The sequence below is a fragment of the Paenibacillus sp. PK4536 genome (assembly GCF_028594455.2).
Classification (GTDB): domain Bacteria; phylum Bacillota; class Bacilli; order Paenibacillales; family Paenibacillaceae; genus Saccharibacillus; species Saccharibacillus nuruki.
This window is the reverse complement of record NZ_CP126313.1, coordinates 3,757,024-3,783,748: the sequence shown is the minus strand read 5'-3', so window position 1 is coordinate 3,783,748 and position 26,725 is coordinate 3,757,024. Positions and strand designations below refer to the sequence as shown.

Sequence of the window (26,725 nt, the reverse complement as noted above, 5' to 3'; positions counted from 1 at the left end):
TTTGCTATATTAGTAATAGTATTTATAAGAAAGGAGCTACATATATGTGTGCATTATATCAGAATCAAACAGCTGTTTTTTTAGGAGATAGTATTACCTTTGGTTATGAATTAAAAGAAGGAGAACAAGCGTATCCTGCTTTAGTTAGCGAAAGCTTAGGTTTGAATTCTTATGAAAATCACGGGATCTCTGGAAGCAGTGTATCTAGTGGCGGATGGGAACCGATGTGTGAACGATATCAACATATGAATAGAGACGCAGATATCATCTTTTTTATGGGGGGTCGAAATGATTTCTCCTCATTAGAAAATGAATTTGGAGATATAAATACTTCTGCCGATGATACATATACTTTTTATGGGGCTTTAAAACATATTGCTGAGGGACTTATTCAATATTATCCGGATCGCTTAATTGTCTTTTTGACTCCACCTCATGGATCAAGCAATAGCGTACCTGAGCATTTACCGAACACAACAACAGGTAAAATCTATAGCGATTACGTTCAAGCTGTACGAGAAGTCGCTTCGCTCTATTCTTTTCCTTGTTGTGACCTATGGAATACAGCAGGGATTCAGCCTCTACTGGAAGTTCACAAAAATATGTATTTTACAGGAGAAAACGGTATACCTGACGGACTGCATCCTAATCAAAAAGGGCATGAGCGATTAGCCAATCGGATCGTTGGATTTATGAAAACATTATAAAAGAATACGTTATAACCTAAAGGCTGATAGACCTATCAGCCTTTTTTTGTTGCATGTAATATATTCAGTCCACCCATAACGATCAGAACAACACTTTCAGCTAAATTAGATGGAGATTGTTCATGACTTTGTTTCCAACGATAAGCCGCTCCGTATATTGCCCAGCTAATCATGGTCGCTGCTGTTGCTAATGTATGCTCATCAGCATGTGTATGTTCTTGAGTGATTAACTTGAGTATAAATTTCTCTAACTGTACTTTAACGTTTTCTTCCATAATGGCAGATACTGAATTGTATTTTTTGATACAAGTCATACTCGAATCATGATATTCACACAGTGCCATGACTAACTCATAGATCATTTCTTCGGTTAAATTGATATGATTATCCACTTTGTTGATTACAAATTGTAAAAAAGTATCAGACAACATCGTTTCTAATAACGCATATTTATCTGGAAAATGAGCATAAAAGGTTGCCCGATTAATCGTCGCATGTTTGGTAATATCGCTGATCGTGATCGTTTCAAAATCCATGTTATGAAGTTGTTCTAAAAATGAATCCAAAATCAACTGTCTTGTACGAATCACACGCGGATCATTGGGATTAGGAGAAAGAACACTTGCCATCGTTATACACCGCTTTCGGTCTAAGTTATATTTATTATAGACGCACCTTCTTGTAGCAACAAGTATAAAGAAGATAAACAACAATATGATCGATCTGTTGCTTAAGCAAAATAACAGAAACATTGTTGGTTGTAGAGCATATCAAAGCTTGATAGGATCGATGTATACCAATCAGGAGGTGCTATTTTGAATAATCAACAACAACAAACTCATTCAACAGAAGCTTTATTTCAACCATATACACTAGGTACATTAACGTTACCTACTCGAATCGTGATGGCTCCAATGAGCCGTATGTTCTCGATCAATGGAGTACCCGGAGAAGATGTAGCGGCTTATTACCGTCGCCGAGCTGAAAAGGGAGTCGGATTGATCATCACAGAGAGTACCAATATAGATCATCCAGCAGTGATCAGTGAACCTAATATCCCTAACTTTTATGGAGAAGAAGCTTTACGTGGATGGGCTGAAGTGGCACGTCAAGTGCATGAAGTAGGGGGCAAGATATTCCCGCAATTTGGGCATATGGGTATTGCTCGTCCAGCAGGTTCTTTACCGCATCCAGAAGCTCCATCGCTTGCTCCGTCCGGGCTTGATTTGGATGGTAAGCAGGTAACTGCACCGATGACTCAGCAAGAGATTGATGAGGTGATTCAAGCCTTTGTCGATGCGGCTGTACAAGCGCAGAAACTTGGATTTGACGGTATACAGGTTCATGGTGCACATGGTTATTTGATTGATCAATTTTTCTGGGAGAAAACCAATCAACGTACTGACCGATACGGTGGAGACTTTATCAAGCGTGCTCAATTTGCTGTGGAGATCATTCAAAAGATACGAGCTGAAGTAGGGCCAGACTATCCAATAGCAATACGGTTATCTCAGTGGAAAATGAGCGATTATCAAGCCAAACTATTCGATACCCCTGAACAACTGGGTCAATTTCTAGATGTGTTAGTAGAAGCTGGTGTCGATATCTTTGACTGCTCCACACGTCGCTTCTGGGAGCCTGCTTTCGAAGGATCAGATCTAAGTCTAGCAGGATGGGTGAAGAAGCTAACAGGCAAGCCAACGATTACTGTCGGCTCTATTGGACTCGATAGTGACTTCACAACATTATATACCGAAGGAAAAGGAGCCGAGCAAAAAGATATCCAAGCGTTGTTAGATCGTTTGGATGATAATGAGTTCGATCTTGTCGCTGTCGGACGTGCATTGATTAGTGATCCCGATTGGGCGATCAAAATTCGCGAGAACCGCACGGAAGAATTGCATAATTTCACACCTGAATCGTTAACAACATTGATCTAAAATAAAGCTACACATCTTATACACAAAAATACACAAACATAAAAAAGCGTTCTTCATGTATAGTGAAGAGCGCTTTTTGCTGTAGAACTTTTGCTATAGAATAATAGATTAGATAAGAAGGTTAGGTATCATCATAAACAAAGCAGATTTATTTGATATTCAAATATTCTTTAAGCCCTGCTACAATCGCTTGCGCTACTTTATTTTGAAAATCATCTTGTACCATAATGGATTCTTCTGTTTTGTTAGTCAAAAATCCAATTTCAAGTAGCGCTGCTGGCATGGTTGTTTTGCGGATCACCAGATAGTTGGCTTGCTTGGAGTTGCGATCTTTAAACCCTGTAGCGGCAAGCACATGTTTTTGAATAATATCAGATAACAGCTTACTGCGCTTGGTATCGGCATAGAATGTTTCAGTACCGCTAGCGTCTTTGTTAGGAGCCGCATTACCATGAATCGAAAGAAACACATCGGCATTAGCATCTTCAGCGATTTTCACACGACTATCTAACGGAATAAATGTATCATCGGTGCGTGTCATAATCAGATCAATTTGCGATTCTTTTTTGAGTAGGGCAGCGACTTTATTCCCTACATTTAGAACTACATTTTTTTCAAGTACGCCTGTAGCTCCTATACCACCTGAATCGGTATCTCCATGACCGGGATCAATAATCACTACTTTTTTACCGCCAGAGCCAACCGGTTTGGTGGTTGCAGTGGTATTGAGATCGACAAAAGTCAGATCATTTTGTTGATACAGTTTATACGATTTGCTTTGATTAAGATCGATCACGATACGGACTTGAGAAGGTTGGCTACTGAAGATAGAGTAACGAATCTGCTTCACATCTGCTGATCCAGTCACCGGTATCGTTCCAACTTCACCTTGTTTTAATTCAGTGCCTTGTAGAAACCCTGCACCGAAAGATGTTTTGGGCAAGTCGATCACGATGCGATTCGGATTCGTAAGGACAGAGTCTACTGGATTTACTTTATCGCTCGACGAAATCATTAAGCGATTGTCACTGTAGCTAATCCCTTCGATAGTCGTACTATTGGGATCAGGGGTAACTCCATTATTGGTATCCGGCCCAGCAGTTACTTTTTCTAAATGAACTGTTTTGGATGTGTTATCCCATTTTACTTTCAATCCCATCTCTGTACCGACAAAACGTAAAGGAACATAGGTTGTATTAGACTTCATAAATGGAGATTGCTCTAGTACCACATTGCCACGGGTAGAGTCTGCATTAGACTGTCCGACGGTCAGCTTGATTGTTGCAGAAGGATTCGATATGGTCACTTGTTGATCTGACTTTTTCCATTTTACGTTATAGCCCAACTTTTCGGAGATCACTCGAATAGGAACCATTGTCGTCTGATTGGTAATCATGACATCACCAGCACCTTCGATAGGCTGGTTATCCAACATAATTTGTGTAGATGCCGCTGTCGTTGTCTGCGGAAGTAAAATGAAAAAGCTCATCAAGAATGCGAATGTTATCGTTAGCCATAGATTTCGAGTATTCCGGTTCATTGTTATCTCATCTTCTTTCCCGTTAGAATAGTGCTCACTTATGTATATTCGGTTTCTCCACTTAAAAGGTTAAACTCATCTAAAGAAAAAAAGTTTCTCTAATGCAAAAATAAAAGCAAAATAAAAAAAGCTATAATCGATTCCTCTATAGAAGAGAGAACCGATTATAGCTCTAATCATCACGTACCTATGATCTATTAAGCGATCAAACAGTACGCAATAATCATCAAGAAGATAATCGTAATATGATTGATCGAGAAGATAAACATTTTGTGTGACCATTTTTTGTTTTCGTATTTTTTGAATGTGGATACACTAAGAATCAACCATGCTAGTGTTACGACAAAAGATACGAGAGTCACATAAGGACTTAATGTCCAGAACAGAAAGCTTGAGAATAAAAGCAATACGATATATACATTGGTCTGAATATACGTGCGTCTGATTCCTTTAACGATCGGAAGCATAGGAACGCTTGCTGCTTTGTATTCATCAAATCTGCGAATCGCAATACCGTAGAAATGCGGCATCTGCCATAGTAACATTGTTACGACAAGTGCCCAAATTTCGAAATGCCCCAAATCTTGTGAAATCGCACACCAACCAATCAATGGTGGCACAGCTCCAGAAAGACTACCAACTTCCGTATTGTAGACTGTTGTACGCTTTGTCCACATGGTATAGGGAACGACATACAGAAAAAGTCCCAATATACCGAACACAGCCGCCATTGGCGTAGCCATATACAATACAATAGCACCCAAAATTGTCATCGTAAAACCGATAATCAAACCTGTTTTTGTATCCACTTGGCCAGTAACGGTTGGACGGGTTCGGGTTCGTTCCATAATGGCATCAATATCCCGGTCATACAAGTTATTAAATGCTCCTGCGGAAGCAATAATCAAAGTCGATCCAACCATAGCGAGGATAATCGGTACAATTTGTCCCCAGACGGATTCATTAAATACATAAAGTGCCATACATAAACCAGCAATAACAGCAATCAGATTAGATTTGATAATACCGACTTTGATTGTATCAAAAAAAGCTTTAGGTATTGAACTGTACTCCACTGTAATGTTAGACTGCGCACTATTATTCATCATTATCATCTACCCATTTCTATATAATTAAAATTTTATACGATATAATGTAGTAATTATATCACTGTTTATAGTAGGTGAATTCTGTAACTTGACTTCGTTAATAATAATGTCATTTAAATGTGAACAATTTTAGAACACTCCGTAATTGAATTGTGAAAAATACATCAATATGATACAAGTCATATCTATTAAAAATAGCCCAAATCCGCTGTAGAAGCAACAAAAAACGGTATCTTTTTGTATAGATACCGTTTTGGTGTTTGTTTTTTTTATTTTAAATTAAAATTGTCACATCTGAGATAACAGATCATTAACTTCTTGACCTATCACCAATTGAGCAGGATGGAATTGATTTGTTGTATCATTTTTCATCAGTCCCATTTGTAATACATCTACAATCGAGGAATATGCCCAGTGTTGCTGAGGTACATCGGTCGATATCTTAGCATGTTTTATTTCTATAGATGGTTTTGTAATCTTGCTCCAATTTGAGACCACGGTAGCCAGTTGAGCACGAGTGACTTGTTCATCAGGTGCGAAGGTGGTGGATGTTGTTCCTTTCATCAAACCTTGCGCAACCACCTGTTGAATAGGTTTTGTCATATCAGACGAGACAATGTCTACAAATGGTGTTGTCGATGTAGATTCAGATAGCTTCAGAACATGTGCTAAAGCATTTGCTAGTTGAGCACGAGTAACCATTTTATCCGCTGCTAGCTTTGAATTAGCTACTGAATTGGAACGAGATTGGTCAAATAACCAGTCAATAACCTCATCATTATTCAACGCAGGAACCCATGACCAGTGTAGCATTTTATCGTACAAATGTTGTTCTTTCATCCATTCATCACTATACAGCGTTTCTTTAACTTGGGTTGATCCTAATTCGGTTAAAGCTTGATAAGATAGCTTAGTCGTGCGGCTATCGGTCGTTGGATCATTTTCAGCATGGATCAGCCAAATCGGAACGTTGGTTAGCGATTGTAATGCTTGTTTGAATGGTTCTACGCTTCCTTTATAATCGGCAACAGCATCTTTGGCTGCAATCACAATGCTACCTGCAAATAGATCAGGATACTGCATCATAAAGCGTAGTGCACCACCGCCACCGCTGGATACACCTACCAAATAGATTCGCTGTGGATCAACTTTTCCTTCATCAACTAATTGTTGGATCAGTTCATATTGAAGAGTGAAATACGCTTGCATTTGCGATAATTCTACTGGATTGTTGTAGATCGCCCAGCCATAGTTTTGCGGATATTGTACAGCAAGCACCGAAGTATCTTGCCCTGATTCTGTCCAGACGGTTGCTCCGCGGTTCTCTGTTAATTGCTTGGTATTGTCTGTTCCGAACTCACCACCACCATGAAGCCAGACCACTAGAGGTTGAGGTTCAGTAGAAGAGGTTTCTTTGAAACGATAAGGTAATGTTGCTCCATCGCTTGCTGTAAATGAACTGGATTTAAAATCATCGACTGTACGTGTATTCACTTTAGTCACATTGTCTTTGGTAAAAGACAGTTCGGGATAGGTACTGCTTTTGACAGCGAATGGAGCTAGATTACCACCAGGATATCGAAAAGATTCCACTTTCATATGAATCATTTGATCTTTGATCGATAGTTCGATGCCGTCGTTTGTGTAATCATTCTGTACAATTTCACCTGCTTCATTGAGCGGATATCCATTGTAATTACCTGTAATATCAAAGTCACTGGCTTGCAAACGATCATATTTACTTATATCGTCAACAGCGATATCGAAAGACTCCACCATCGTACCAGCATCACCAATATATGTATTTGCAACGACCGATGATACAGAAGAAGCTTCTGCGCTTGAAGGGTTCGGTATTAAAGCCATAGTAGTCATTAACAAAGTCAGGGCTGCGACTCCACTAACATTTATTTTTTTCCTCATCTCAATTCCTCCTTGGGTATCTTGGGATTTATCTGAATGTCTATTCAAACGAAGCTACGCAAAAAAGGGCAAAACCAAAAATGATATCTGCAAGAAAACAGTCTTCTTCGCAAAATAGTCATAATGGTTTTGCCCACGTAAGCGGTTACAATCCAGATCATATAATTGCTTTCACCATAGCATGAGTTCTATTCATTTGTCAAAACGGTATCGTACTTTTATTAAAAAAGGAATTGACTTTTAGCTTGATTTAAGCGGGGACTTGACACCTATATGATATATTAAAATGGATGGTTGATAAGATGTTGAAGATATTGGAGGTCTATTGTGTATCAATATAAAGATCAAGAATACGATGCTGTAGAATTTGATGGACGAGATTTGCGGTACGGCGAATTGGTACGCTGTACGTTCAGAAAGTGTACTTTTATGAATGTATCTATGGATGAAATAGAAACCAGTTACTGCCGATTTATCGAATGCGATTTTAAAGGAGCCACTTTGAATGGTTCGATCCATACCGAATCTGCATTTGAAAATTGCTCGTTCACCGGTGCTAATCTATTTGTATCTAAATTTAACTTTTGCAAAATGACAGGTTCAGACTTTGCCGGTGCTCAAATGGATGGAATCACGCTCAATCAAGGTGATTGGTCGTACACGAATTTGAGTTATACGATATTCAAAAAGCAAGATTTAAAAGACATTAAATTCTATGAAACCGATTTTTCCAATGCAGATTTGTCATTTGCAGACTTGAGAAAATGTGATCTCACGGGTGCTGTATTGATCAAATCGAATTTGCATGGCACAGATCTTAGAGGGGCTAATCTTGAAGGGGTGGATCTGAAAGTACTGGTGATCAAAAATACTCGTATGGATCGAGAACAAGCTGTTCTGGTAGCACGTTCTTTGGGCGCTAAGATCGAGTAAGCGTTATAAGACTAGACTGGTGTGTAAATAAGTATAAATAACAAAATGAAATCAACGGATCGAGCTATACACATAGCTTTGATCCGTTTTTTTATATCTAATATGATATTAAAAGGAAAACATTTACATATATAACAAACTATAATAAGATCGCTATTAAAGATTGTAAGCGTTATCAAATAATGTATATAAAAGGAGATTCAACTAATGAAAAAGAATAGAATATCGATTGCGTTGGCGTTTACGATGTTGCTTTCTGTACCGGTTGCTTTATTATCGCCTACGACAACTGTAATGGCGGCAGATGCTTCAGGCACTACAGCCAGTCTGGCAGATATTATCAAAAATCAACAAGCCGATGGCGGATGGAAAAAAGACTACGCTGAAATGAGTGGAGACTGGGCGAAATCTACGATCGACAACAAAGCTACATATACCGAGATTCGTAGACTAGCTAGTGAATACACCAAAACCAAAGATAGCAAATATTCAGCGGCTGCGATCAAAGGGATTAATTTTCTGATTAATATGCAATATGCGAATGGAGGGTGGCCGCAAGTATACCAAAGCTCAGGCTACCATACGCATATTACGTACAATGATGATGCGATGATTAACGTTATGATTTTGTTAGATGAAGTCGGCAATAAAAAAGGTGATTTTGCCTTTATCGACAGCAATCTAGCTAGCAAAAGTAAACAGTCTGTCGATAAAGGAGTTAGTTGTATTTTGAAGACTCAAGTCACTTCAGGAGGCAAATTGACCGTATGGGGACAACAACATGATTCGAGTACACTCAAACCTGCCGCCGCACGCATCTATGAAGTCCCTTCACTGAGTTCCAAAGAAAGCGCAACGATTGTAAAATTCCTCAAAACCAGACCTTCCACTTCACAAATTGCGAATTCGATCAAAGCGGCTGAAGATTGGTTCAAAGCTGTACAAATTGTAGGGATCAAAGTGGTGAAAGAAAACAACGATGTGATTGTAGTGAACGATTCCAGTGTCACCAAGCCGATCTGGGCAAGATTTTACGAATTGAATACGAACAAACCTATCTTTGTCGGACGTGATGGTATTGTGAAATACAAATTGAGCGATATTGATCAGGAAAGAAGAACGGGTTATGCGTGGTATGGTAACTGGTCACCAAGCTGATAGGTGGTGTAAAGAATAATGATACGTGCTGAAGGAATAAGGGCTTTTAGATGGTTTATCATCTGGAAGTCTTTTTTTATGAAAATAATTCCTAAAATCTCGGAGGAGGTTATAATGTAAAGAGTAAAATCCATAAGAACTCGTCTGATTTGTATAAGTAATAAAATATTCACACTATGGACATGTGTAATCGACCCCTCATACGCTGGTTTTTGAATACAGGAAAGTTAGCTGAAATGTATAAATAAATGAAAGAAGATGATAGCAGATGAGAACAACTAGAAAATTTGATGAAGCAAAATTCTTTTTAGACTTATTAGAAGAAAATACTAATGAAGATCCACAGTTTGATTATTTTTTGAATGCATTTATCAGTTCTGCAAGATCAATTTTATGGATAATGAGAGCCGAATTCTCTGATATTAAGGGTTGGGAGCAATGGTTTGGTTCTCTAAATCCTTCTAAAGAAGAAATAAGTTTTTTGAAAAAGGTAAATGATATGCGAGTAAGGAGTTTGAAATCTGATCCATTACTCACAAGAGTTCATATGAAGGTAGATATATTAGATGGAGCGTTTACAGAAGAAGTTAATGAATATTTGAAAAGACTCGATGGAAAAAATGTAACTTTTACAATAGAAACGTTAGAAGAAGACATCGAAAATCAAGAATATGGAATTATAGAACAAGGTACTGTAAAACTTAGAGGTAAAGTAAATGGTGTAGTTAGAGCATTAGATGATTTTCCTGATAGGGACATATTAGACATTTGTAAAGAATATTACTATCAATTGAAAACTATAGTTGATGAATGTCTCGAAAAGTTTTCTGATAAGATAACTGTAAAAAATAATGGAAAGTTAAGAATAAAAATGAATAAAGTAGAGGAATAATTTCTCTAGTATTTACACTTCAGATAACATAATATTCATGCAGCAGCCCGACCGCCCTCGGTCGTGAATACATGAACATTATTTAAAATAGTTTTATTTTAAAAGGAGATGCTTGGATGTCAAAAGAAAAGAGAATAAGTAGCAAAAAATCTTCAAATTCCTCAGGGTTTTTTATTGCAACATGGTTTTGGGTAGTGGGAATGACATTTTTTTATTTGCCTAACTATTTTGGGGCCGTACCTAATATATTGGAAGTGATTTTTAATTCTATTGGATGGATTACTGTGATAATCGGCGTAGGTGGGATTTTAATTGAAGCCTCGTATTTTTTGAAAAATGAAGCATTTAATTATTGGGGTATTAGCCTTGTATTTTTATTAGTATTATTATGTTTGTATTATGTTCAAATTAATTATGTAAGTAATATAGTAATTATCAACGTTATAAAATCAATCTGTATCATTCTATTTTTAATCGGTACGGGTATGTTTTTATATGGAATATCATTCTTTTTTAATAAACCAATAGAAACCGATTTTGAGGTATCTAATGAAAAACAAACAAAGAAAAGTAAAGTAGAAATGATAATTACAATATCTATTGCAATGATTTCAATTATTACGGCAATTATTCAGCTAACTACAGCAATAATAAAAATAAATATGGAATAATAAGAAAATCAATAAATTAAAGAAAGAGGAGATGAATTTTATGGCGTTTTGTATTGATTTCAAGTTACTTCGAACGAATGATAATAAAGCATTATATATGTATGGGGATTGTTCCGAAAATTTTGAAGGTCTATTTGAATTGGATTTAGAAAAATTAATATCGGGGGAAACTTTATTTAATACTGATATGAGAGAAGTAGTGAAAGTAATTAAACCATGTATCAGTGATAGAGAATATCAGCATAAAGCAAATAGAGCATTTAGTAAAATTTACAAACACTATAAGGAAACAAAAGAATATTTATTAGAAGGTGGATATTATGCATAAAGTTTACCAATTAGCACAATGAATAAAACAACATTGTGGTAGCTACTCAAGATGCACGATTCGTTATATGACATAATATCCACGCTGTGTGTATTTAATGGATGGTCAAGAAATTACCTATGATAACAATGAAGTTAATGGTAGACAATGATCTACTGATGTATCCAATTAAAGAATTAGATACTGAGCTGTAAAGGTGATTCGTTTGAAGCAAGGAATCACTGGGGTTGAATGGAACTTCAAGTTGTAAAGTCAGAAAAAGACTCCTTTTTTATAATTAATTACAACGAATACAATAAATTTATTTTTATTAAAGAGGGATTACATAATGCAAAAGATAGTAAAGATAATATGGATTATAGCAGTTGTGATTGCAGGATTGGCGTTGATGTGGTTTATGTTTTTGTTAATTCGTGATAGAAACGATATTGGACCAGCAGGTCCTTTTATTCTTTATTTCATCTGGTGTCCAGTCCTAGTTTTTGTTGCTGTATCCATTGTTCTTTTGATTAAAAATAAGGTGCCCGTTCACATAACCTCTCAGAGTATTCTAATTATGTTTTTGGTGATATTTTCACTTGTTTTTTCTGCAACACTTCTTGGTGAACCACATTACGAAAAATTAATGCGAGAAATTGATGAACAAAATCGTCAATATATGGAGCAAAGTAGGCAAGTTACACCTGATGGAAAGTATGAATACTTTTTTGATTTAATTGGAAGACTAACCGACAATCCACGTTCACATATCTCTATTCGTAACTTAACTAACAATGTCGAAAAGAGTATTACAATCGATCTAAACTTTGAAGGAGTTAGAGCGGTGGAAAACCTTTCTCCAAGCATAAGACTGATTGAAATTTCTCCAACAGATGATGAGCATATTTATAAGTTAACCACAACGTCCCAATTAAAAGATGAAATAGAAACTTTCAAAGTGAATATGGAAACAGCGATAGCAAAAAAAATTGACTGATCTAGGTCTATCTCTGAAAACAGAGATATTGAGCCTTGTTAAAAAAGTATAAGTAATTATTAAAGTTTTGGACATTTAGCCGACACTCAGCAGACAAATCCTGTGAGGCTAAGTAGCGGAGCCACCCGGTTCTAACTGACCTTAAGCCTCTCGGATTCGTGAATACAACAACGTTATCAGAAATCAGCGTAAAATTTAATAATAAACATATCAATCATCTTCAAATATAAATCTAGAGAGGAGTGTTTTAAATGGAAAATGTCACTGATGTAGAGAAATTAGAATCTATAAAGTCCTTTCAATCTACAATCAATAAATTAGAAAATGCCAATGCTCAGATGACTAAGAAAGGAGCAAATATCACATTAACAACGAAAAGACTTGAAGCTTTATACGTTGGCTTGGCCATACTAGACTTCGTTTGGAATAAAAGACCACATGGGCATAAACAAGAAGAAATAATAGCAGCTCGCAATGTTCTCGCTGGATTACTTCCATCGATTAAATCCAGTTATGATAAGGCAAGAGAAGGTAGTCCTCAAAAGACACTTCTACAAAGAAGAATAAGATCATTGGAATTAGCTATTCAAGCAACTGATGATCAATCAGATAGTTAAAACTTAATTTAAGTGTATCAAAGTAGTCACTGACATTTGATTACGATAAATTCACGCATCTGTCCATTAGCCCCTCGGCCAGTAGATAATTTTACTAGAAAGCAGATTCAGCGAACAATCCTGTAATGGCTAAGTCTGACGACCCAATCGTTGCACTGCCTTAAGCCTGCCGGGTTCGTGAATACAGGAACGTTAGACAAAATCAGTGCAAAAACTAGAAAGAACAAAAGACAATCCTTTTAGCTACTAAATTAATGGTTAGTTATACGTAACTTCCAGGGAATGTAAACGTCTAAATAAAGTAAGAAATGAGGAGGCAGGCATTTTATGGGAGGAACGAATGTGTGGGATGCGGAGTGGGAGGTTAACGAAGAGCAAGCACGGATGCTGATCGGCAGACAATTTCCCCAGCTGTCATCGAAGCAAGTAAAACGATTGGGTTGGGGCTGGGACAATACGGTTTTTCTTATTGGTGACGAGTACGTGTTTCGGTTTCCAAGAAGAACGATTGCAGTTGGCTCGATTCGTATGGAAGGGGAGCTGCTGCCGAAGCTGGAGGCATATATGACCATCCCCTATCCGAAACCATTGTTTTATGGCGAAACAAGTGACGAATACCCGGTACCGTTTCTCGGCTATACCTACGTGCCAGGAGATTTCCCCATCGGTTTGACGGAAGAACGCCGGGCTTTATCGGCAGAGACGCTGGCGAAATTTTTGCGGAGATTGCATGAGTTTCCGGTGCAGGCGGCGCTGAAGTGCGGAGTTCAGCAAGATCATCGAAACTTGACGGACATAGCATCTCGCAAAGTGAAATTGGAAGGCTTTCTATCGAAGGTGATCGAACACTTGTCGTCAGAGGAGTCCTGTGTGATCGAAGCATATATTAGCAGGCTGCAAACGGACCATGTCAAGGCGGTGAATGTACTGCTACATGGCGATCTTCATTTCAAAAATATGCTTGTGAATGAGAACGGGATCGTTTCCGGCATCATCGATTGGGGCGATCTGAACGTAGGCCATCCGGCTTGCGATTTGAGCGTTGCTTACAGCTTTTTACCACCTTACGCTCGTGGCATGTTTTTCGAAACATACGGAGGAGCGGACGAGGAAACGAAGCTGCTGGCGCGTCTGATCGCGGTATATATCCCCGTATTGATCTTGATGCAAGCGGTCAATGACGGGAATAAAGCGATTGCGGCAGAGGCGAAATCCAACATCATGCGAGCACTGTCGGATTAAGCTCATTAATTTGTTGCAGCTATTGGATTATGGTTAACGCCCGACGATATGAGCTCAAAGTGATTCAGGCGAATAACGGTGAGAGGCTAAATCTTCGAATAGGTGCGTTTCGTCTCAAGCCTCTCAGTTTTTTGAACACAGATACATTATGCGAAACTTGCTAGAGATGATTAGATGAGGAGCTGGTTAGAGACGATTATTAGAGAAATGAAGCTCGAAGAGGCAGAAAAAATCAAAGAAATTGATCGATCAGAAAGAACTAATCTGATCTATGAAAACAGTAAGAAGGGACTAAAAGAAGTTAGAACCGATCATGAATGCCCAACATGGAATAGGAGTTGGAGCAATTATTAGAAAGGTTTAGAATTGAAATAACAGAGGGTGGAGTAGCTTATGGAGCATTTGAGAACGAATGTTTTATAGGTTTTAGTGTTTTAGGTCAAAAATTAAGAGGAAAGAATAAAAACCGACTTCAAATAGATCTCATGTATACGACAAAAAATTTTAGAAGGAAAGGAATAGGCAAACAATAAATGAATGAATTAAGCAAAGAAGCTATAAGCAGAGGCTCTAAATTCTTGTATATTTCATCGACAGAGACAGAGTCGGAAGTGAATTGACAGATGAAATAGATCAGGAATTATTTGATTTAGAACCAAATGATATACATATGTTAAAAATGCTTTGAAAATAGCGCATGTAAGTATCACCTAACATAATATTCATGCTACGGACATGCGTCCTCGGCCCGACATGCGTCGCACACCCAGCATACGTTGGGTCTTGAACACAGGAACGTTATCTGAAATAATCTAAAGAAAAAAAGAAGAAGGAAAAAAATCATGAAACTTATCTTTGAAAAATGGAATTCCCATAGGCTTATGATATCGAATTTGGAAGAAGAAGAAATTCTATTGGTACAAGATATTTATGAAACAAGTAAGTATATGAATCAGTGGGATGGGCAAAGCTACAACCCAGAACACATAAGAAATTGTTTCTTTAAAGGAAACCTCCCTCCGAGTGGTAAATTAGAAAATTATAGAATACAAACTATTCGAAATAAACAAGACCAAAAAATAATAGGAATATTGAGTGTATATCATGGTTACCCGTCTATAGATTCTGTATATCTTGAATTTTTGTATATAGATAAAGATATTCAAAAACAAGGCTTTGGACAAGAAGTAATCAATCAATTTATAGAAGTAACAACGTCTTTAGGTTATAAAGAAATTCGGATCAACGTAGCCTTGAAAAATTGGCCAGCTTTAAAGTTTTGGATTAAATCGGGGTTTAATCATGTAAGCGGGATTTATGGTGATAATGAATTTTCAGAAACAACTTATGCAAATTTAGAATTAATAAAGATATTATGAGTAATTCAGGATGATAGATTCTTTCAGATAACAATTCTAATTTTTTCAAAAGATATATAGGAATGTCATCATTAATAAACAAAGCGGAGGATTATAAAATGGATTTTAATATCGTTCAAGTCAATCAAAAGCATCGAGAAGTATTAAATAATCTTATGCAATTTTATATTTATGATTTTGCCGAATTCCTGAGCTTTGATGTAGAAGATGATGGAAAGTATAGTCCTTATCCTTTAGATGATTATTTCAAAGAAAGAAACCATCAATTTGCCTATGTAATTAAACGAGAAGAGAAGTATGTAGGATTTGTTTTAGTTCGTTTAATAGAGGAACTTGGACTTCGACATTATTCAATTGCAGAATTTTTCATATTAAAGAAGTACAGACGAAAAGGAATAGGAAAGTCAGTAGCAACAGATATATTTACACGGCATAAAGGGCCGTGGGAAGTGCATCAAATTGAGAGTAATCAAGGAGCACAGCTATTTTGGAAAAGAGTAATTAATGAATACACGAAAGGTCAATTTGAAGAGCGGATAGAGAGCGGAAAAACCATACAAACGTTTATCAGCTAATACCATGAAAATCGTTAAGAATCTATTAATGATCCAGTGCCCAAAAGCTAATTGCTAACAGTAAAATTAAGGTGAAAAAATAGTTTTTATGTTGAAGCATTCGAAATTAAATAAAGTCAACCACTTACCAACATATGGTATAGTTATACATAAATTACAAGTCAAAAGGATGGTGTAGATTTGAGTTTATTTCCTGTTACCTACTCGCTCTTGTCCAGGCAAGCCTTACTAGCGCATATCAAAGACAATTATAAATTTCAAGAGCCTATTCATTTAAAATACTTTCTTAAAGGCATGAACGATACATATATTGTAGAGAGTGGGTCAGGTAAATATATCTTTAGAGTGTATCGTGCAGATCGAAGAAGTAGATCGGATATCGCTTTTGAACTAGATGTATTAAATTATTTAAATGAGAATGATGTAAACGTCTCCATACCTATTGCCCAAAAAGATAGAACTTTCATAAATGATTTTTTGATTACTGAGGGTGTAAAGCATGGGGTTATGTTTAGTTATGCAGAAGGTAATGAAAAGCCGATTCATACTGTAGAAGATAGTTATTTATTTGGCGAATCTGTTGCTCAAATCCATAAAGTAACTGAACATTTTAGAAGTGAACACGTAAGAAGTAATCTAGATTTGGAATATCTAATAGAGAAACCGCTTAATATCATCAAATTACATATGGAACATCGTTTAGAGGATTATCATTTCATTTATAAACTAATCTTAGGATTAAAGGAACAGTTAGCAAGCAAGATAGAACAAGGCTTGGATTGGGGCATTTGTCATGGGGACTTGCATGGTAACACCAATGTAGCCTTTACTGACAATGGGAAATTAACACATTATGATTTTGATATTTGCGGTTATGGATGGAGATCTTATGATATCGCAGAGTTTAGATTGGCGAGAGAAATTCACAGTGGTCATAATAAAGATGAAGTTGAAAGACTTTGGGAAGCATTTCTAAACGGCTACAGGAATGTAAAAGATCTAAGTAGACATGATGTAGAAGCCGTCTCTCTATTCGTGGTAATTAGGCAACTGTGGCTCTTTAGCTTATGTTTTACTGAATCAGAGCTAATAGGGGGAGCTGACTTTGATGATGGATTTATTGACAGTAAGATGGAGTATTTTAGAAAAGTAAATTTTTGATCTTTTGTATCGTTCTTTTCGTGGATATAAAACACAAATCTTCATAAATAATGAATAGGAGCAAACCTATGATCATTGAATCTCTGAATCAGTCTCAAATCAACGATGAAAAAATAAAATCATTTATTAGCTATTTGAAAAAAGAAAAGATTGAAAGTTGTCTAATAAGCCTAGGTTCAGATATTGTACTTCAATATTTTAGAAACAATAAATCGAAAGATAAGCTCCATAAAATCAACTCGTGTACGAAAAGTATTACTTCATGCTTAATTGGAATTGCTGTCGAACAGGGATTAATTGCAAATCTCAATACACCGATTGTCCATTACTTTCCATCGCTTCAACAGGATAAAGATATTCGGAAACAAAGCATTACCATTGAACACTTATTGAGTATGAGTGCAGGCTTTGATTGGCCTGAGTTGGGGGAATGGAATGGCTGGCCAGCCATGATACATAGCTTGAACTGGGTTGATTACATATTAGAGCGCCCATTAAATGCCGAACCTGGTGAAAGAATGAACTATAATTCTGGCTGTAGCCATCTATTATTAGCAATACTTCAACAGGTATCGGGAATAAGTGCAAAAGATTTCGCAATAAAGTATCTATTCTCTAGTTTGAAGATGAAAGATTTCATATGGCATGTAGATCCTCAGGGAGTTCATATTGGTGGTTTTGGGATACATATGTCTATACAAGATATGCAAAAATTCGGCTACTTTTACTTAAACAAGGGACGTTGTGGGAAACGACAACTACTTAGTGAAGAATGGATAGCGACTTCAACCCAACCAAAGTATTTAACATATGATGATATCGGTTATTATGGTCATCACTGGTGGGTAGCCAATGAATCTTTAGAGCACTCTTTTTATTTTGCTATGGGTATGGGCGGGCAGTATATCTGTGTGGATCATTCTCAAAATATAGTCGTTGCATTAACAAGTGATACATACGGTGATACCCTAAAACCATTAAAAGCGATTGCAGAACTTTTGCGATAACACAAAGAAAATTAGCACATCTATTAATAAAAAGTTCATACATTGTCATATGCGCTCTTTGGTCGCCAAAGGAAATATTGGAAGTATGAATTCGGACTTATACGTCTAATCGGCTAAGTTAAATGACAGGTTTATTTGAGTGAATTAATCTACCTGAATATCTGGAAAGCACGTATTTTAGTCAGAAGAAGTTTTTAGTTGAGGGGGGAGTCTACATGATATTAGAAAAAGTCATAAATAAAATTGAAATACAAAGCGAATATAAGGATTTTGTTGATAAGTATATAGATAATGTACTTACCGAATTTAAAGGGAAAATTCATAGCATTTATATGTGTGGCTCGATCCCAAAAGGAACAGCTAAACCTTTTAAATCAGATGCAGATTTTACGATTGTATGTGTAGATCCCAAAGATATAGATTACGAAAGATTGTCAAAGATTAAAGACAGACTTTTGGAAGAATATCCAGTACTCACCAAGATTGATACGATCATTTGCTCGATGGACGATGTATTAAGTAAACCGAATGAGTGGGGCTTTTGGGTAAAGATCATTTGTGTTTGTGTATATGGTCAAGACGTTGGTGAACAAGTACCGCCGATCACCATTTCTCCTGAGTTCATTTTAGATTTAAATAAAGAGACCAAAGATGAAGTAGATCGTATACATCATTCACTTTCTAATGCTAGTGATCCCAAAATGAAAATGAGATATATAAAAGGTTATTCTAAGCGATTAATTCGTGCATTATACTCTTTAGTTTTAGAAAATACAGGTGTATGGGAAGATGATATGATTAAGATGAAAGATGCTATATTAGACTATTGTGAGATCGACTCGGCTTTAGTTGATTATCTGTACGCTTGTTACTTGGATAGCAATGTAGGTGTTGAAGAGTTTCTAGGAATGGCAGATGAAGTATATCGTTATTTTGAGAATACTCTAAATGCAATGGCTGCTTCTAGAAATTCTTTTAGCTAATAACAAAGTCTCTACTTTCCAAAGCATGTCATCGAATATGGGGAAGTTCCATTTCAATTGTAAAATAATTGAAATAGCCCTCAATTCTGTGTATGATAGAGGAAGAGATCATTCTTTACGAATCGATCTCTTCTTCAAATTCATTTTGTAAGCGTATACATAAAGGCGATTTTAATACCACCATCCGAAGGAGGACATATTGAATGGCGCAAACAAAGTACAAAAAACGGTTAGCAATACTCAACCACAGTATGCTGATCCTGGCATTACTAATCACAACGTATGGAGTGGTTCCGATGAAAAATGCATCTGCGGCAAGTTATAATGCAACGGTTAATCCAAATGTACAGTATCAGACATGGGAAGGTTGGGGAACATCCCTTGCATGGTGGGCGAATCGTGTAGGTGGTGCTTCTGAATCGGTACGTAATGATTATGCAGACAAATTGTTTGGCAGTAACGGTCTACAAATGAATATTGTTCGTTACAATATCGGTGGTGGCGAGAATCCAGCTTATCCGAATCATATGGAACTACGTGCACGTATTCCGGGCTTCAAAGATTCAGCAACGTCTGCTTATGATTGGACAAGAGACAGCAATCAGCGCTCGATCTTACAAGCAGCCAAATCTCGAATCCCTGCTAGCGAGTTTATTGCCGAAGCGTTCTCCAATTCACCACCGTGGTGGATGACCAAGAGTGGAAGTGTTACGGGTAATCAGAATGCTGCTGAAAATCTGAAAGACGATATGTATGATGATTTTGCAGATTATCTTACAACAGTGACCAAGCAGTTCCGTGATCAATGGGGCATTAATTTCCGTACATTATCTGCATTCAATGAGCCTAGTTCGGATTACTGGTATTTCGGCAATCGTCAAGAAGGTAACGTGATGTTTGCGCCTAATCAACAAGTGATGATCGGTCAGTTATCCAATGCGATAGCAGCTAAAGGTCTACCGATTGGCATTAGTGCTCCTGAAGAAACAAGTATCGATCTAACGCGCAAAAGTATTGATAGCTATTCAGCGGCTACCAAGTCCAAATTAGTGCAATACAATACTCATACGTATCAAGGTAGCGACCGTACAGGACTCAACACTTCTGCTAATGGTAAACGGTTGTGGAATTCCGAGCATGGTGACGGTGATAATACAGGTATGACGTTGTCTCGTACGATTCTATCGGATCTCAAATATATGAAAAATAGTGCATGGGTCTACTGGCAAGCGGTGGAGACACCCGGCGGTTGGGGTATGATCGAAACGGATCTGAATAATGCGAGTGCCAATCTAGGCACATATACCGTTACAAAGAAATATCATATGATGGCGCAATGGAGTAAATTTATTCGTCCGGGATACAAAATAATTGATATTGTCGATAATAACTCTGTGGCGGCTTACGATACAGTAGGCAAAAAGTTAGTCATTGTCACTGTGAATAGCACAACATCACCGAATACAGTCAATTACGATCTATCTCAATTCACTACATTGACTGGCAATGTGACCGGTTACCGGACAAGTAGTTCTGAGAATATGGCGGCAATTAGTGGACTATCTCTAGCCAATAAGAAATTCACTAATACTCAACCTGCGAATTCGGTCAGTACATTTGTGATTACAGGTATCTCTGGAGCAACAGGTGGAGGTGCGACGATCGATGGTAATGCGTATTACAAAATCGTCAACCAGAATAGTAACAAATTGCTTGATGTGAGCGAAGCATCTACAGCAGATGGAGCGAATGTGCTTCAATGGATGGACATTGGAGGAACGAATCAACAATGGAAATTTGTAGCAACCACCAATGGATATTACAAATTAATCAATCGTAAAACAGGTAAAGCGCTAGAAGTATCTGCTCAATCGGTAGCCGATGGTGGTGATGTGGTTCAGTGGACAGACAACGGTGGCACGAATCAACAGTGGAAACCTGTCTTTACAGACAATACGATGAAATTAATCAATCGCAATAGTAATAAGGTCGCTGAGATCAGCAGCGGATCAACCAGTAATGGCGGCGATGTGATTCAGTGGACAGATAACGGTGGTACGAATCAAAAGTGGATATTGCTCAAAGCGACAGACTAATGTTAATAGAACAACATTAGCATAGATAGACAAATCAAAAAGAAGCCTTTCACAATGAGAGGGCTTCTTTTTGATACATATATTTTGAGATACATATACAATAATGTGTTATGCCATTTGTAATGTTCTTTTACAAAGTAGCGATATCAATAACAAAGCGATAACGTACATCACTGTTTACAACACGCTCGTAAGCTTCGCCTACATAATCTGCACCGATTACTTCGATCATTGGAGCGATATTATGTTCAGCTGCGAAGTTAAGCATTTCTTGCGTTTCTGGAATACCACCTACAAGTGATCCTGCAAGGCTACGACGACCCATAATAAGTGAGAATACGCTGTATTGATCAGGATCAGCAGGAGCACCAACGTTTACCAGTGTTCCATCTACACGTAGCATAGAAAGGTAAGCATTCACATCAAGGTTAGCCGATACTGTATTCAAAATAAGATCGAATTTGCTGTTCAATGTTGTAAATGTTTCTTTATCAGCTGTTGCATAATAATGATCTGCTCCAAAGCCGATAGCTTCTTCTTTTTTGTCCATCGAACGGCTTAATACCGTTACTTCTGCACCTAGTGCATGAGCAAATTGAATAGCAAGGTGACCAAGACCACCTACACCAACGATTGCCACTTTTTTACCCGGGCCGATATTCCAATGTTTCAAAGGGGAATACGTAGTGATTCCAGCACATAGCAGTGGACTAGCTACGTCTAAGCCTAGAGCGTCTGGAACGCTAACAACGAAGCGATCTGTAACAACGATTTTTTGGCTGTATCCACCATAAGTCGGGTTACCGTCATAATCTCTTGAGTTGTATGTTTGGACAACACCTTTCGTACAGTATTGCTCGTCACCTTGCAGGCAATATTCACATTCGCCACAAGAATCTACGAAACAACCTACACCAACACGGTCGCCGATAGCAAATTTAGTCACATCTGTTCCGACTGCTTCAACCACACCAGCGATTTCATGACCGGGAACCATTGGGAAAATACCGCCGCCCCATTCGTCATAAGCGCTATGGATATCCGAGTGACAGATTCCGCTAAATTTGATATCAATTAAAATATCATTCGGACGTAATTCTCTCCGTTCAATCGTTGTTTTCTCAAATGGTGCTTTTGGACTTGCAGCACTGAGTACGTGTGTTTTGCACATAAGTTTCTCTGCTCCTTCTCCTTAAGCAATATCAATTTCGTTTGAAATGCTAAAGTGTTCGATTTTTTAGTGTACTAAAGGTATAACACATTTTACGAGTCAGCAAAACATGTACACTTTAATGTACGTCTGTATATTATCACTAAAACTAGATTGCTTACAATCGATAAAAAAGTGATATTTGTCTATTAATGAACAATAGATGCATATATGTTCAATAATTCATATGTGCTTGCAGTCTTAAAATGTATTATAAGTTTCGATCGAGCAATAAGCCTACTTGATCAGCCATCACTTCACTAGAATAAGGCATATTGTTGATGATCCACCACTCTGTGATCCCGACATACGAAGTGACGATAAATTGCAAAAGAATATCTTCGCTAACACTCGCATTTTTCTCGCCAAATTGTTTGACTTCATTTTCAAATTCTTCACGTAGAAATTCAACAAATTGTGTGCGGAAATAGGCTGCACCTTTGCTAGCTAACATCGTTGAGAAAAAGAGATAATTTCGTTCCAAATACTCAAACCACGGTAAAATCGCGTCTCTAAAATCAAGATCTGCTACAGATCGGCAAATATTTCTTAATTGCTGAATATGCTCTGCTATCAACTTATTAAGCAGGTCAAATTTATCGGAGTAATGAAGATAGATCGTCCCCCGACTGATATTGGCGCGATCAGAGATGTCTTGTAGTGTAATTTCATCAAAACTTTTTTCAGTCATTAATTCGATCACTGCTGTTTTCATCGCTTCTTGTGATTTGAGAATACGTCGATCGGTTTTGGGCATGAAAGGAGTCACCGTACTTTCTTAATGTGATTCAGTATGACTACGAGTTGAATGTGAATTCGTATTTTTCTTTGAGACGTTTGATATCTGTACGTGGTGGTGAGCCGAACATACGCGCATACTCCCGGCTGAATTGAGAAGCACTTTCATAACCGATACGGAAAGCCACATCGGCAGCATCAGCGGATTCAGCTAACAATAAGCGCCGTGCTTCTTGTAATCGCAATTGCTTTTGAAATTGAAGAGGGGTCATAGCAGTTACTTCTTTAAAATTGCGATGGAACGAAGAAATACTCATACTGGCTACCTCGGCAAGTTCCTCGATCGATAATGCATGATCGTAATGATCCATAATATGCTGAATCGCATCCTGAATACGGTACGTACTACTGCCTTCCATAGCCATCTGAGCGAGTGTCACTCCATATTCGCCTTGCAACAGTCGATACAATATTTCTTTGATACATAATGGAGCCAGAAATGGAATATCTGCCGGGTTATCTAACAAACGTGCTAAACGAAGAATCGAATCCAGTAAACCTGAATTAATTTGTCCCACAAATAGTGCACGTCCAGCGTTATCATTCACGCTAGGCTTGATCGAAGAATCATTCAGAACGTCTAAAATCTGCTTTTGAGTAAATTCAAGCTTGAAACTAACGTAAGGTTCTTCGCTAGAAGCTTTGATTACTTGACCGACAACAGGTAAATTGATAGATCCGACTAAATAATCATTAGGATTGTATAAAAATCGTTCTTTAGCTAGATAAATCTCTTTGGAACCTTGAGCGATAAAACACAATGCAGGTCGAGCTACCCGATAAGCAGGTTCGGTTGTAGATAAATAACGGATAAAAAACAACGAAGAAATCGCTGTTTCTTGAACACCTTCAGAGGTTGAGTGACGTTTGATTAAGCGAGCCAATTCCTCTTTTTTATTTTGCATTTCTTGAGACATACCCGAATCCTCCTTTGTAAATATGTATATCTGTCGATTACGCCAAATTCGTATAAAATGTACATCATATCTATCGTGTTACTTTTACTACGTATTGGATATAAGAGAATTAGGCAATCATTTAAGATAAATGGGATAACGATGCTTACAAGATATATTGCATAATATAAACAAGCAGTTGTGCACCGTATCCTGCTTAATGTGTCTACTATTATAGACATCTGTTCATTAACGAAGCAAGATTTTTTGCATCATACCATACGAAAGTGAGGAGAATCATCATGGAATATATCAAATTAGGAAATACAGGACTAGATGTATCACGCATTTGTTTGGGGTGTATGGGATTTGGAGATCCTAAGCGTTGGGTTCATTCATGGGTACTTAACGACGAGCAAAGTCGTCCGATCATTAAGCAAGCATTAGAACTAGGCATTAACTTTTTTGATACAGCGAATGTGTATTCTCTTGGCGCTAGTGAAGAAATTGTAGGACGTGCACTCAAAGAATACGCTAATCGTGATGAGATTGTAATAGCGACTAAAGTGCATGGCAAAATGCATGAAGGACCTAATGGTGGAGGTCTATCTCGTAAAGCCATTATGAGTGAAATTGATAAAAGTCTTCAACGTCTAGGTACAGATTATGTAGATTTGTATCAAATTCATCGTTGGGATTATGAGACACCGATCGAAGAAACGATGGAAGCGTTACATGATGTCGTTAAAGCAGGTAAAGCTAGATATATTGGAGCGTCTGCGATGTATGCATGGCAGTTTTTGAAAGCGATCCAGACGGCTAAAGCCAATCACTGGACTTCTTTTGTATCGATGCAGAATCATTTGAATTTGTTATATCGTGAAGAAGAACGAGAGATGTTGCCTCTTTGCTTAGAAGAAGGAGTAGGGGTGATTCCATACAGCCCATTAGCATCCGGGCGATTAACTCGTGATCCTAATGAAACAACTGAACGTTCAGAAACAGATAAGATTCAAAAATCCAAATATGACGCTACAGCGGATGCCGATCGTGTGATTATTGACCAAGTGGCTGAGATTGCACAAAAACGTGGCGTACCCCGTTCCCATATCGCTCTGGCATGGTTATTACAAAAGCAACCGGTAAGTGCTCCAATCGTAGGAGCAACCAAATCATCTCATTTGGAAGATGCTGTAGCCGCTCTGTCTGTCACATTAACTCCAGAAGAAGTGAACGCTCTGGAAGAAGGATATGTTCCGCATCCCGTTGTTGGCTTAGTTCCTTATCCATTAAATAAATAATAAATATAAGACATATCTATCGCTGAGTCATATCAAGAGCAGTAGTCCTAGACTTACTGCTCTTTATTATACATATCGTAAGAATAGAAGAGAATTATCCACATTTTCGCTATAATAAAGACATTCGCGTACAAGAAAGGAATGCAGTCATGAAGAAAGTAATCGTCATCGGAGCAGGGATTTTGGGAGCTTCAACAGCGTATCAGTTAACCAAAATGGGAGCAGAAGTACTTATTATAGACCGGAAAGATAACGGGCAAGCTACCGATGCGGCAGCAGGAATTATCTGTCCATGGTTATCTCAGCGTCGTAATCAAGCATGGTATCGCCTTGCCAAAGCAGGAGCACATTTTTATCCAGAACTGATTCGAGAACTGGAAAATGCAGGTGAAACGAATACCGGGTATGCTCAAGTCGGAGCGCTTAGTATCCATGAAGATATCGATAAAATTATCAAAATGCAAGAACGAGCACAGGTACGTAAAGAACATGCCCCTGAGATCGGAGATATTACTCTGCTAAACGATCAGGAGACTCAAGCAAAGTTCCCTTTGCTCAAAAAAGGCTATCATGCTGTTCATATTAGCGGAGCCGCTCGTGTAGACGGTCGTGCATTACGAGATGCGTTGATCCGATCAGCACAGAAGCAGGGGGCAAAGTGGATTCAAGGAGATGCTACACTACTTTATCAAGATCATCATGTCACTGGAGTTACAGTGAACGGAGAAAGCTGGCAAGCCGATCAAGTGGTTGTATGTGCAGGCGCATGGGCGGCTTCATTATTTCAACCTTTAGGGATAGAGCTACAGGTAAGTTACCAGAAAGCTCAGATTATTCATTTACAAGTAGAACAGCAATCGACTGATATCGGAAAATGGCCTGTCATTATGCCACCTACAGATCAGTATCTGCTTGCATTTGACGAGCAAAAAATAGTGGTTGGAGCCACACATGAAAATGATATCGAAGGCTATGATACTAGAGTTACAGCAGGCGGTATGCAAGAAGTATTGAATAAAGGATTAGAACTCGCACCTGATCTTGCAGATAGTACACTACAAGAAGTACGTGTAGGATTTAGACCTTTTACCCCTGGATTTCTACCCGTTATCGGAGCGATTCCAGAATGGACAGGATTATTAACTGCTAACGGGCTTGGAGCATCAGGCTTAACGATGGGGCCTTTTATCGGCTATCAACTGGCTAAGTTAGCGCTTAATCTCGATGTAGATATTGATATCAATGATTATGATATTAGAACAGCTTTAACTTAAATCAATAGA

26 protein-coding genes are annotated in these 26,725 nt (G+C 37.8%); 19 read left to right on the top strand and 7 right to left on the bottom strand.

What is annotated here, in order from left to right:
* The first annotated feature begins 44 nt into the window (after window positions 1-44).
* Window positions 45-707: an SGNH/GDSL hydrolase family protein gene (locus tag PO903_RS16765; RefSeq protein WP_273594037.1), complete on the top strand. Its 663-nt coding sequence runs from the start codon at window positions 45-47 to the stop codon at window positions 705-707.
* Between the two features lie 35 nt (window positions 708-742).
* On the opposite strand, the gene PO903_RS16760 is transcribed toward PO903_RS16765, so the two are convergent.
* Window positions 743-1,336: a TetR family transcriptional regulator gene (locus PO903_RS16760; RefSeq protein ID WP_161594224.1), complete on the bottom strand. Its 594-nt coding sequence runs from the start codon at window positions 1,334-1,336 to the stop codon at window positions 743-745.
* 186 nt (window positions 1,337-1,522) lie between these two features.
* Between PO903_RS16760 and PO903_RS16755 the strand changes: the two genes are divergently transcribed.
* Window positions 1,523-2,647: an NADH:flavin oxidoreductase gene (locus PO903_RS16755; protein ID WP_273594036.1), complete on the top strand. Its 1,125-nt coding sequence runs from the start codon at window positions 1,523-1,525 to the stop codon at window positions 2,645-2,647.
* Between the two features lie 148 nt (window positions 2,648-2,795).
* Here PO903_RS16755 and PO903_RS16750 read toward each other — a convergent pair whose 3' ends face one another.
* The 3 genes from PO903_RS16750 to PO903_RS16740 all read right to left on the bottom strand — a co-directional run bounded on the left by PO903_RS16750 (window position 2,796) and on the right by PO903_RS16740 (window position 7,219).
* On the bottom strand, window positions 2,796-4,187 hold the full coding sequence (locus PO903_RS16750) for an N-acetylmuramoyl-L-alanine amidase family protein (RefSeq protein WP_273594035.1): 1,392 nt from the start codon (window positions 4,185-4,187) through the stop codon (window positions 2,796-2,798).
* Between the two features lie 197 nt (window positions 4,188-4,384).
* Window positions 4,385-5,296 carry a heme o synthase gene (cyoE, locus tag PO903_RS16745; RefSeq protein WP_069328616.1) on the bottom strand — a complete coding sequence of 304 codons (912 nt, stop codon included), beginning with the start codon at window positions 5,294-5,296 and terminating at the stop codon, window positions 4,385-4,387.
* 288 nt (window positions 5,297-5,584) lie between these two features.
* Window positions 5,585-7,219, bottom strand: a complete 1,635-nt coding sequence (locus PO903_RS16740) for an S-layer homology domain-containing protein (protein ID WP_273594034.1) — start codon at window positions 7,217-7,219, stop codon at window positions 5,585-5,587.
* 327 nt (window positions 7,220-7,546) lie between these two features.
* On the opposite strand from PO903_RS16740, the gene PO903_RS16735 reads away from it, so the two are divergent.
* From PO903_RS16735 to PO903_RS16665, 15 genes are all read left to right on the top strand, one after another.
* Window positions 7,547-8,152, top strand: a complete 606-nt coding sequence (locus PO903_RS16735; RefSeq protein ID WP_273594033.1) for a pentapeptide repeat-containing protein — start codon at window positions 7,547-7,549, stop codon at window positions 8,150-8,152.
* A 207-nt stretch (window positions 8,153-8,359) separates the two neighbouring features.
* Window positions 8,360-9,310 (top strand): pectate lyase, encoded by a 951-nt coding sequence (pelA, locus tag PO903_RS16730; RefSeq protein ID WP_273594032.1) that lies wholly within the window; start codon window positions 8,360-8,362, stop codon window positions 9,308-9,310.
* 268 nt (window positions 9,311-9,578) lie between these two features.
* Complete coding sequence (locus tag PO903_RS16725; RefSeq protein ID WP_273594031.1) at window positions 9,579-10,202, top strand: hypothetical protein; 624 nt, start codon at window positions 9,579-9,581, stop codon at window positions 10,200-10,202.
* A gap of 116 nt (window positions 10,203-10,318) precedes the next feature.
* Window positions 10,319-10,873: a hypothetical protein gene (locus PO903_RS16720; protein WP_273594030.1), complete on the top strand. Its 555-nt coding sequence runs from the start codon at window positions 10,319-10,321 to the stop codon at window positions 10,871-10,873.
* A 40-nt stretch (window positions 10,874-10,913) separates the two neighbouring features.
* Window positions 10,914-11,201: a hypothetical protein gene (locus PO903_RS16715; RefSeq protein WP_273594029.1), complete on the top strand. Its 288-nt coding sequence runs from the start codon at window positions 10,914-10,916 to the stop codon at window positions 11,199-11,201.
* Window positions 11,202-11,529: 328 nt separating this feature from the next.
* Window positions 11,530-12,177: a hypothetical protein gene (locus PO903_RS16710; protein ID WP_273594028.1), complete on the top strand. Its 648-nt coding sequence runs from the start codon at window positions 11,530-11,532 to the stop codon at window positions 12,175-12,177.
* A gap of 251 nt (window positions 12,178-12,428) precedes the next feature.
* Entirely contained in the window at window positions 12,429-12,794 is a 366-nt protein-coding gene (locus PO903_RS16705; protein ID WP_069328830.1) for a hypothetical protein, read from the top strand.
* Window positions 12,795-13,121: 327 nt separating this feature from the next.
* Entirely contained in the window at window positions 13,122-14,036 is a 915-nt protein-coding gene (locus PO903_RS16700) for a phosphotransferase (RefSeq protein ID WP_273594027.1), read from the top strand.
* Window positions 14,037-14,374: 338 nt separating this feature from the next.
* Window positions 14,375-14,569, top strand: coding sequence for a GNAT family N-acetyltransferase (locus PO903_RS16695; protein WP_273594026.1), 195 nt, complete (start codon window positions 14,375-14,377; stop codon window positions 14,567-14,569).
* A 309-nt stretch (window positions 14,570-14,878) separates the two neighbouring features.
* The gene (locus PO903_RS16690; RefSeq protein ID WP_273594025.1) at window positions 14,879-15,415 is read left to right on the top strand and encodes a GNAT family N-acetyltransferase; all 537 of its coding nucleotides are present in this window, start codon (window positions 14,879-14,881) and stop codon (window positions 15,413-15,415) included.
* Between the two features lie 98 nt (window positions 15,416-15,513).
* Window positions 15,514-15,990 (top strand): GNAT family N-acetyltransferase, encoded by a 477-nt coding sequence (locus PO903_RS16685; protein ID WP_273594024.1) that lies wholly within the window; start codon window positions 15,514-15,516, stop codon window positions 15,988-15,990.
* Window positions 15,991-16,170: 180 nt separating this feature from the next.
* The gene (locus PO903_RS16680) at window positions 16,171-17,151 is read left to right on the top strand and encodes a phosphotransferase (RefSeq protein WP_273594023.1); all 981 of its coding nucleotides are present in this window, start codon (window positions 16,171-16,173) and stop codon (window positions 17,149-17,151) included.
* 68 nt (window positions 17,152-17,219) lie between these two features.
* Window positions 17,220-18,158 (top strand): serine hydrolase domain-containing protein, encoded by a 939-nt coding sequence (locus PO903_RS16675; RefSeq protein ID WP_273594022.1) that lies wholly within the window; start codon window positions 17,220-17,222, stop codon window positions 18,156-18,158.
* Between the two features lie 215 nt (window positions 18,159-18,373).
* Window positions 18,374-19,141: a nucleotidyltransferase domain-containing protein gene (locus PO903_RS16670; RefSeq protein ID WP_273594021.1), complete on the top strand. Its 768-nt coding sequence runs from the start codon at window positions 18,374-18,376 to the stop codon at window positions 19,139-19,141.
* A 203-nt stretch (window positions 19,142-19,344) separates the two neighbouring features.
* Complete coding sequence (locus PO903_RS16665) at window positions 19,345-21,237, top strand: RICIN domain-containing protein (RefSeq protein WP_273594020.1); 1,893 nt, start codon at window positions 19,345-19,347, stop codon at window positions 21,235-21,237.
* A 130-nt stretch (window positions 21,238-21,367) separates the two neighbouring features.
* On the opposite strand, the gene PO903_RS16660 is transcribed toward PO903_RS16665, so the two are convergent.
* The 3 genes from PO903_RS16660 to PO903_RS16650 form a co-directional block, all read right to left on the bottom strand.
* Window positions 21,368-22,408, bottom strand: a complete 1,041-nt coding sequence (locus PO903_RS16660) for an NAD(P)-dependent alcohol dehydrogenase (protein WP_273594019.1) — start codon at window positions 22,406-22,408, stop codon at window positions 21,368-21,370.
* Between the two features lie 250 nt (window positions 22,409-22,658).
* Window positions 22,659-23,204, bottom strand: a complete 546-nt coding sequence (locus PO903_RS16655; protein ID WP_273594018.1) for a TetR/AcrR family transcriptional regulator — start codon at window positions 23,202-23,204, stop codon at window positions 22,659-22,661.
* Between the two features lie 40 nt (window positions 23,205-23,244).
* Window positions 23,245-24,162 carry an AraC family transcriptional regulator gene (locus PO903_RS16650; RefSeq protein ID WP_273594017.1) on the bottom strand — a complete coding sequence of 306 codons (918 nt, stop codon included), beginning with the start codon at window positions 24,160-24,162 and terminating at the stop codon, window positions 23,245-23,247.
* Between the two features lie 281 nt (window positions 24,163-24,443).
* Here PO903_RS16650 and PO903_RS16645 point away from each other — a divergent pair, with 281 nt between their 5' ends.
* Together PO903_RS16645 and PO903_RS16640 are read left to right on the top strand one after the other, a co-directional pair.
* The gene (locus tag PO903_RS16645; protein WP_273594016.1) at window positions 24,444-25,442 is read left to right on the top strand and encodes an aldo/keto reductase; all 999 of its coding nucleotides are present in this window, start codon (window positions 24,444-24,446) and stop codon (window positions 25,440-25,442) included.
* Between the two features lie 149 nt (window positions 25,443-25,591).
* On the top strand, window positions 25,592-26,716 hold the full coding sequence (locus PO903_RS16640; protein WP_273594015.1) for an NAD(P)/FAD-dependent oxidoreductase: 1,125 nt from the start codon (window positions 25,592-25,594) through the stop codon (window positions 26,714-26,716).
* Window positions 26,717-26,725 lie beyond the last annotated feature (9 nt).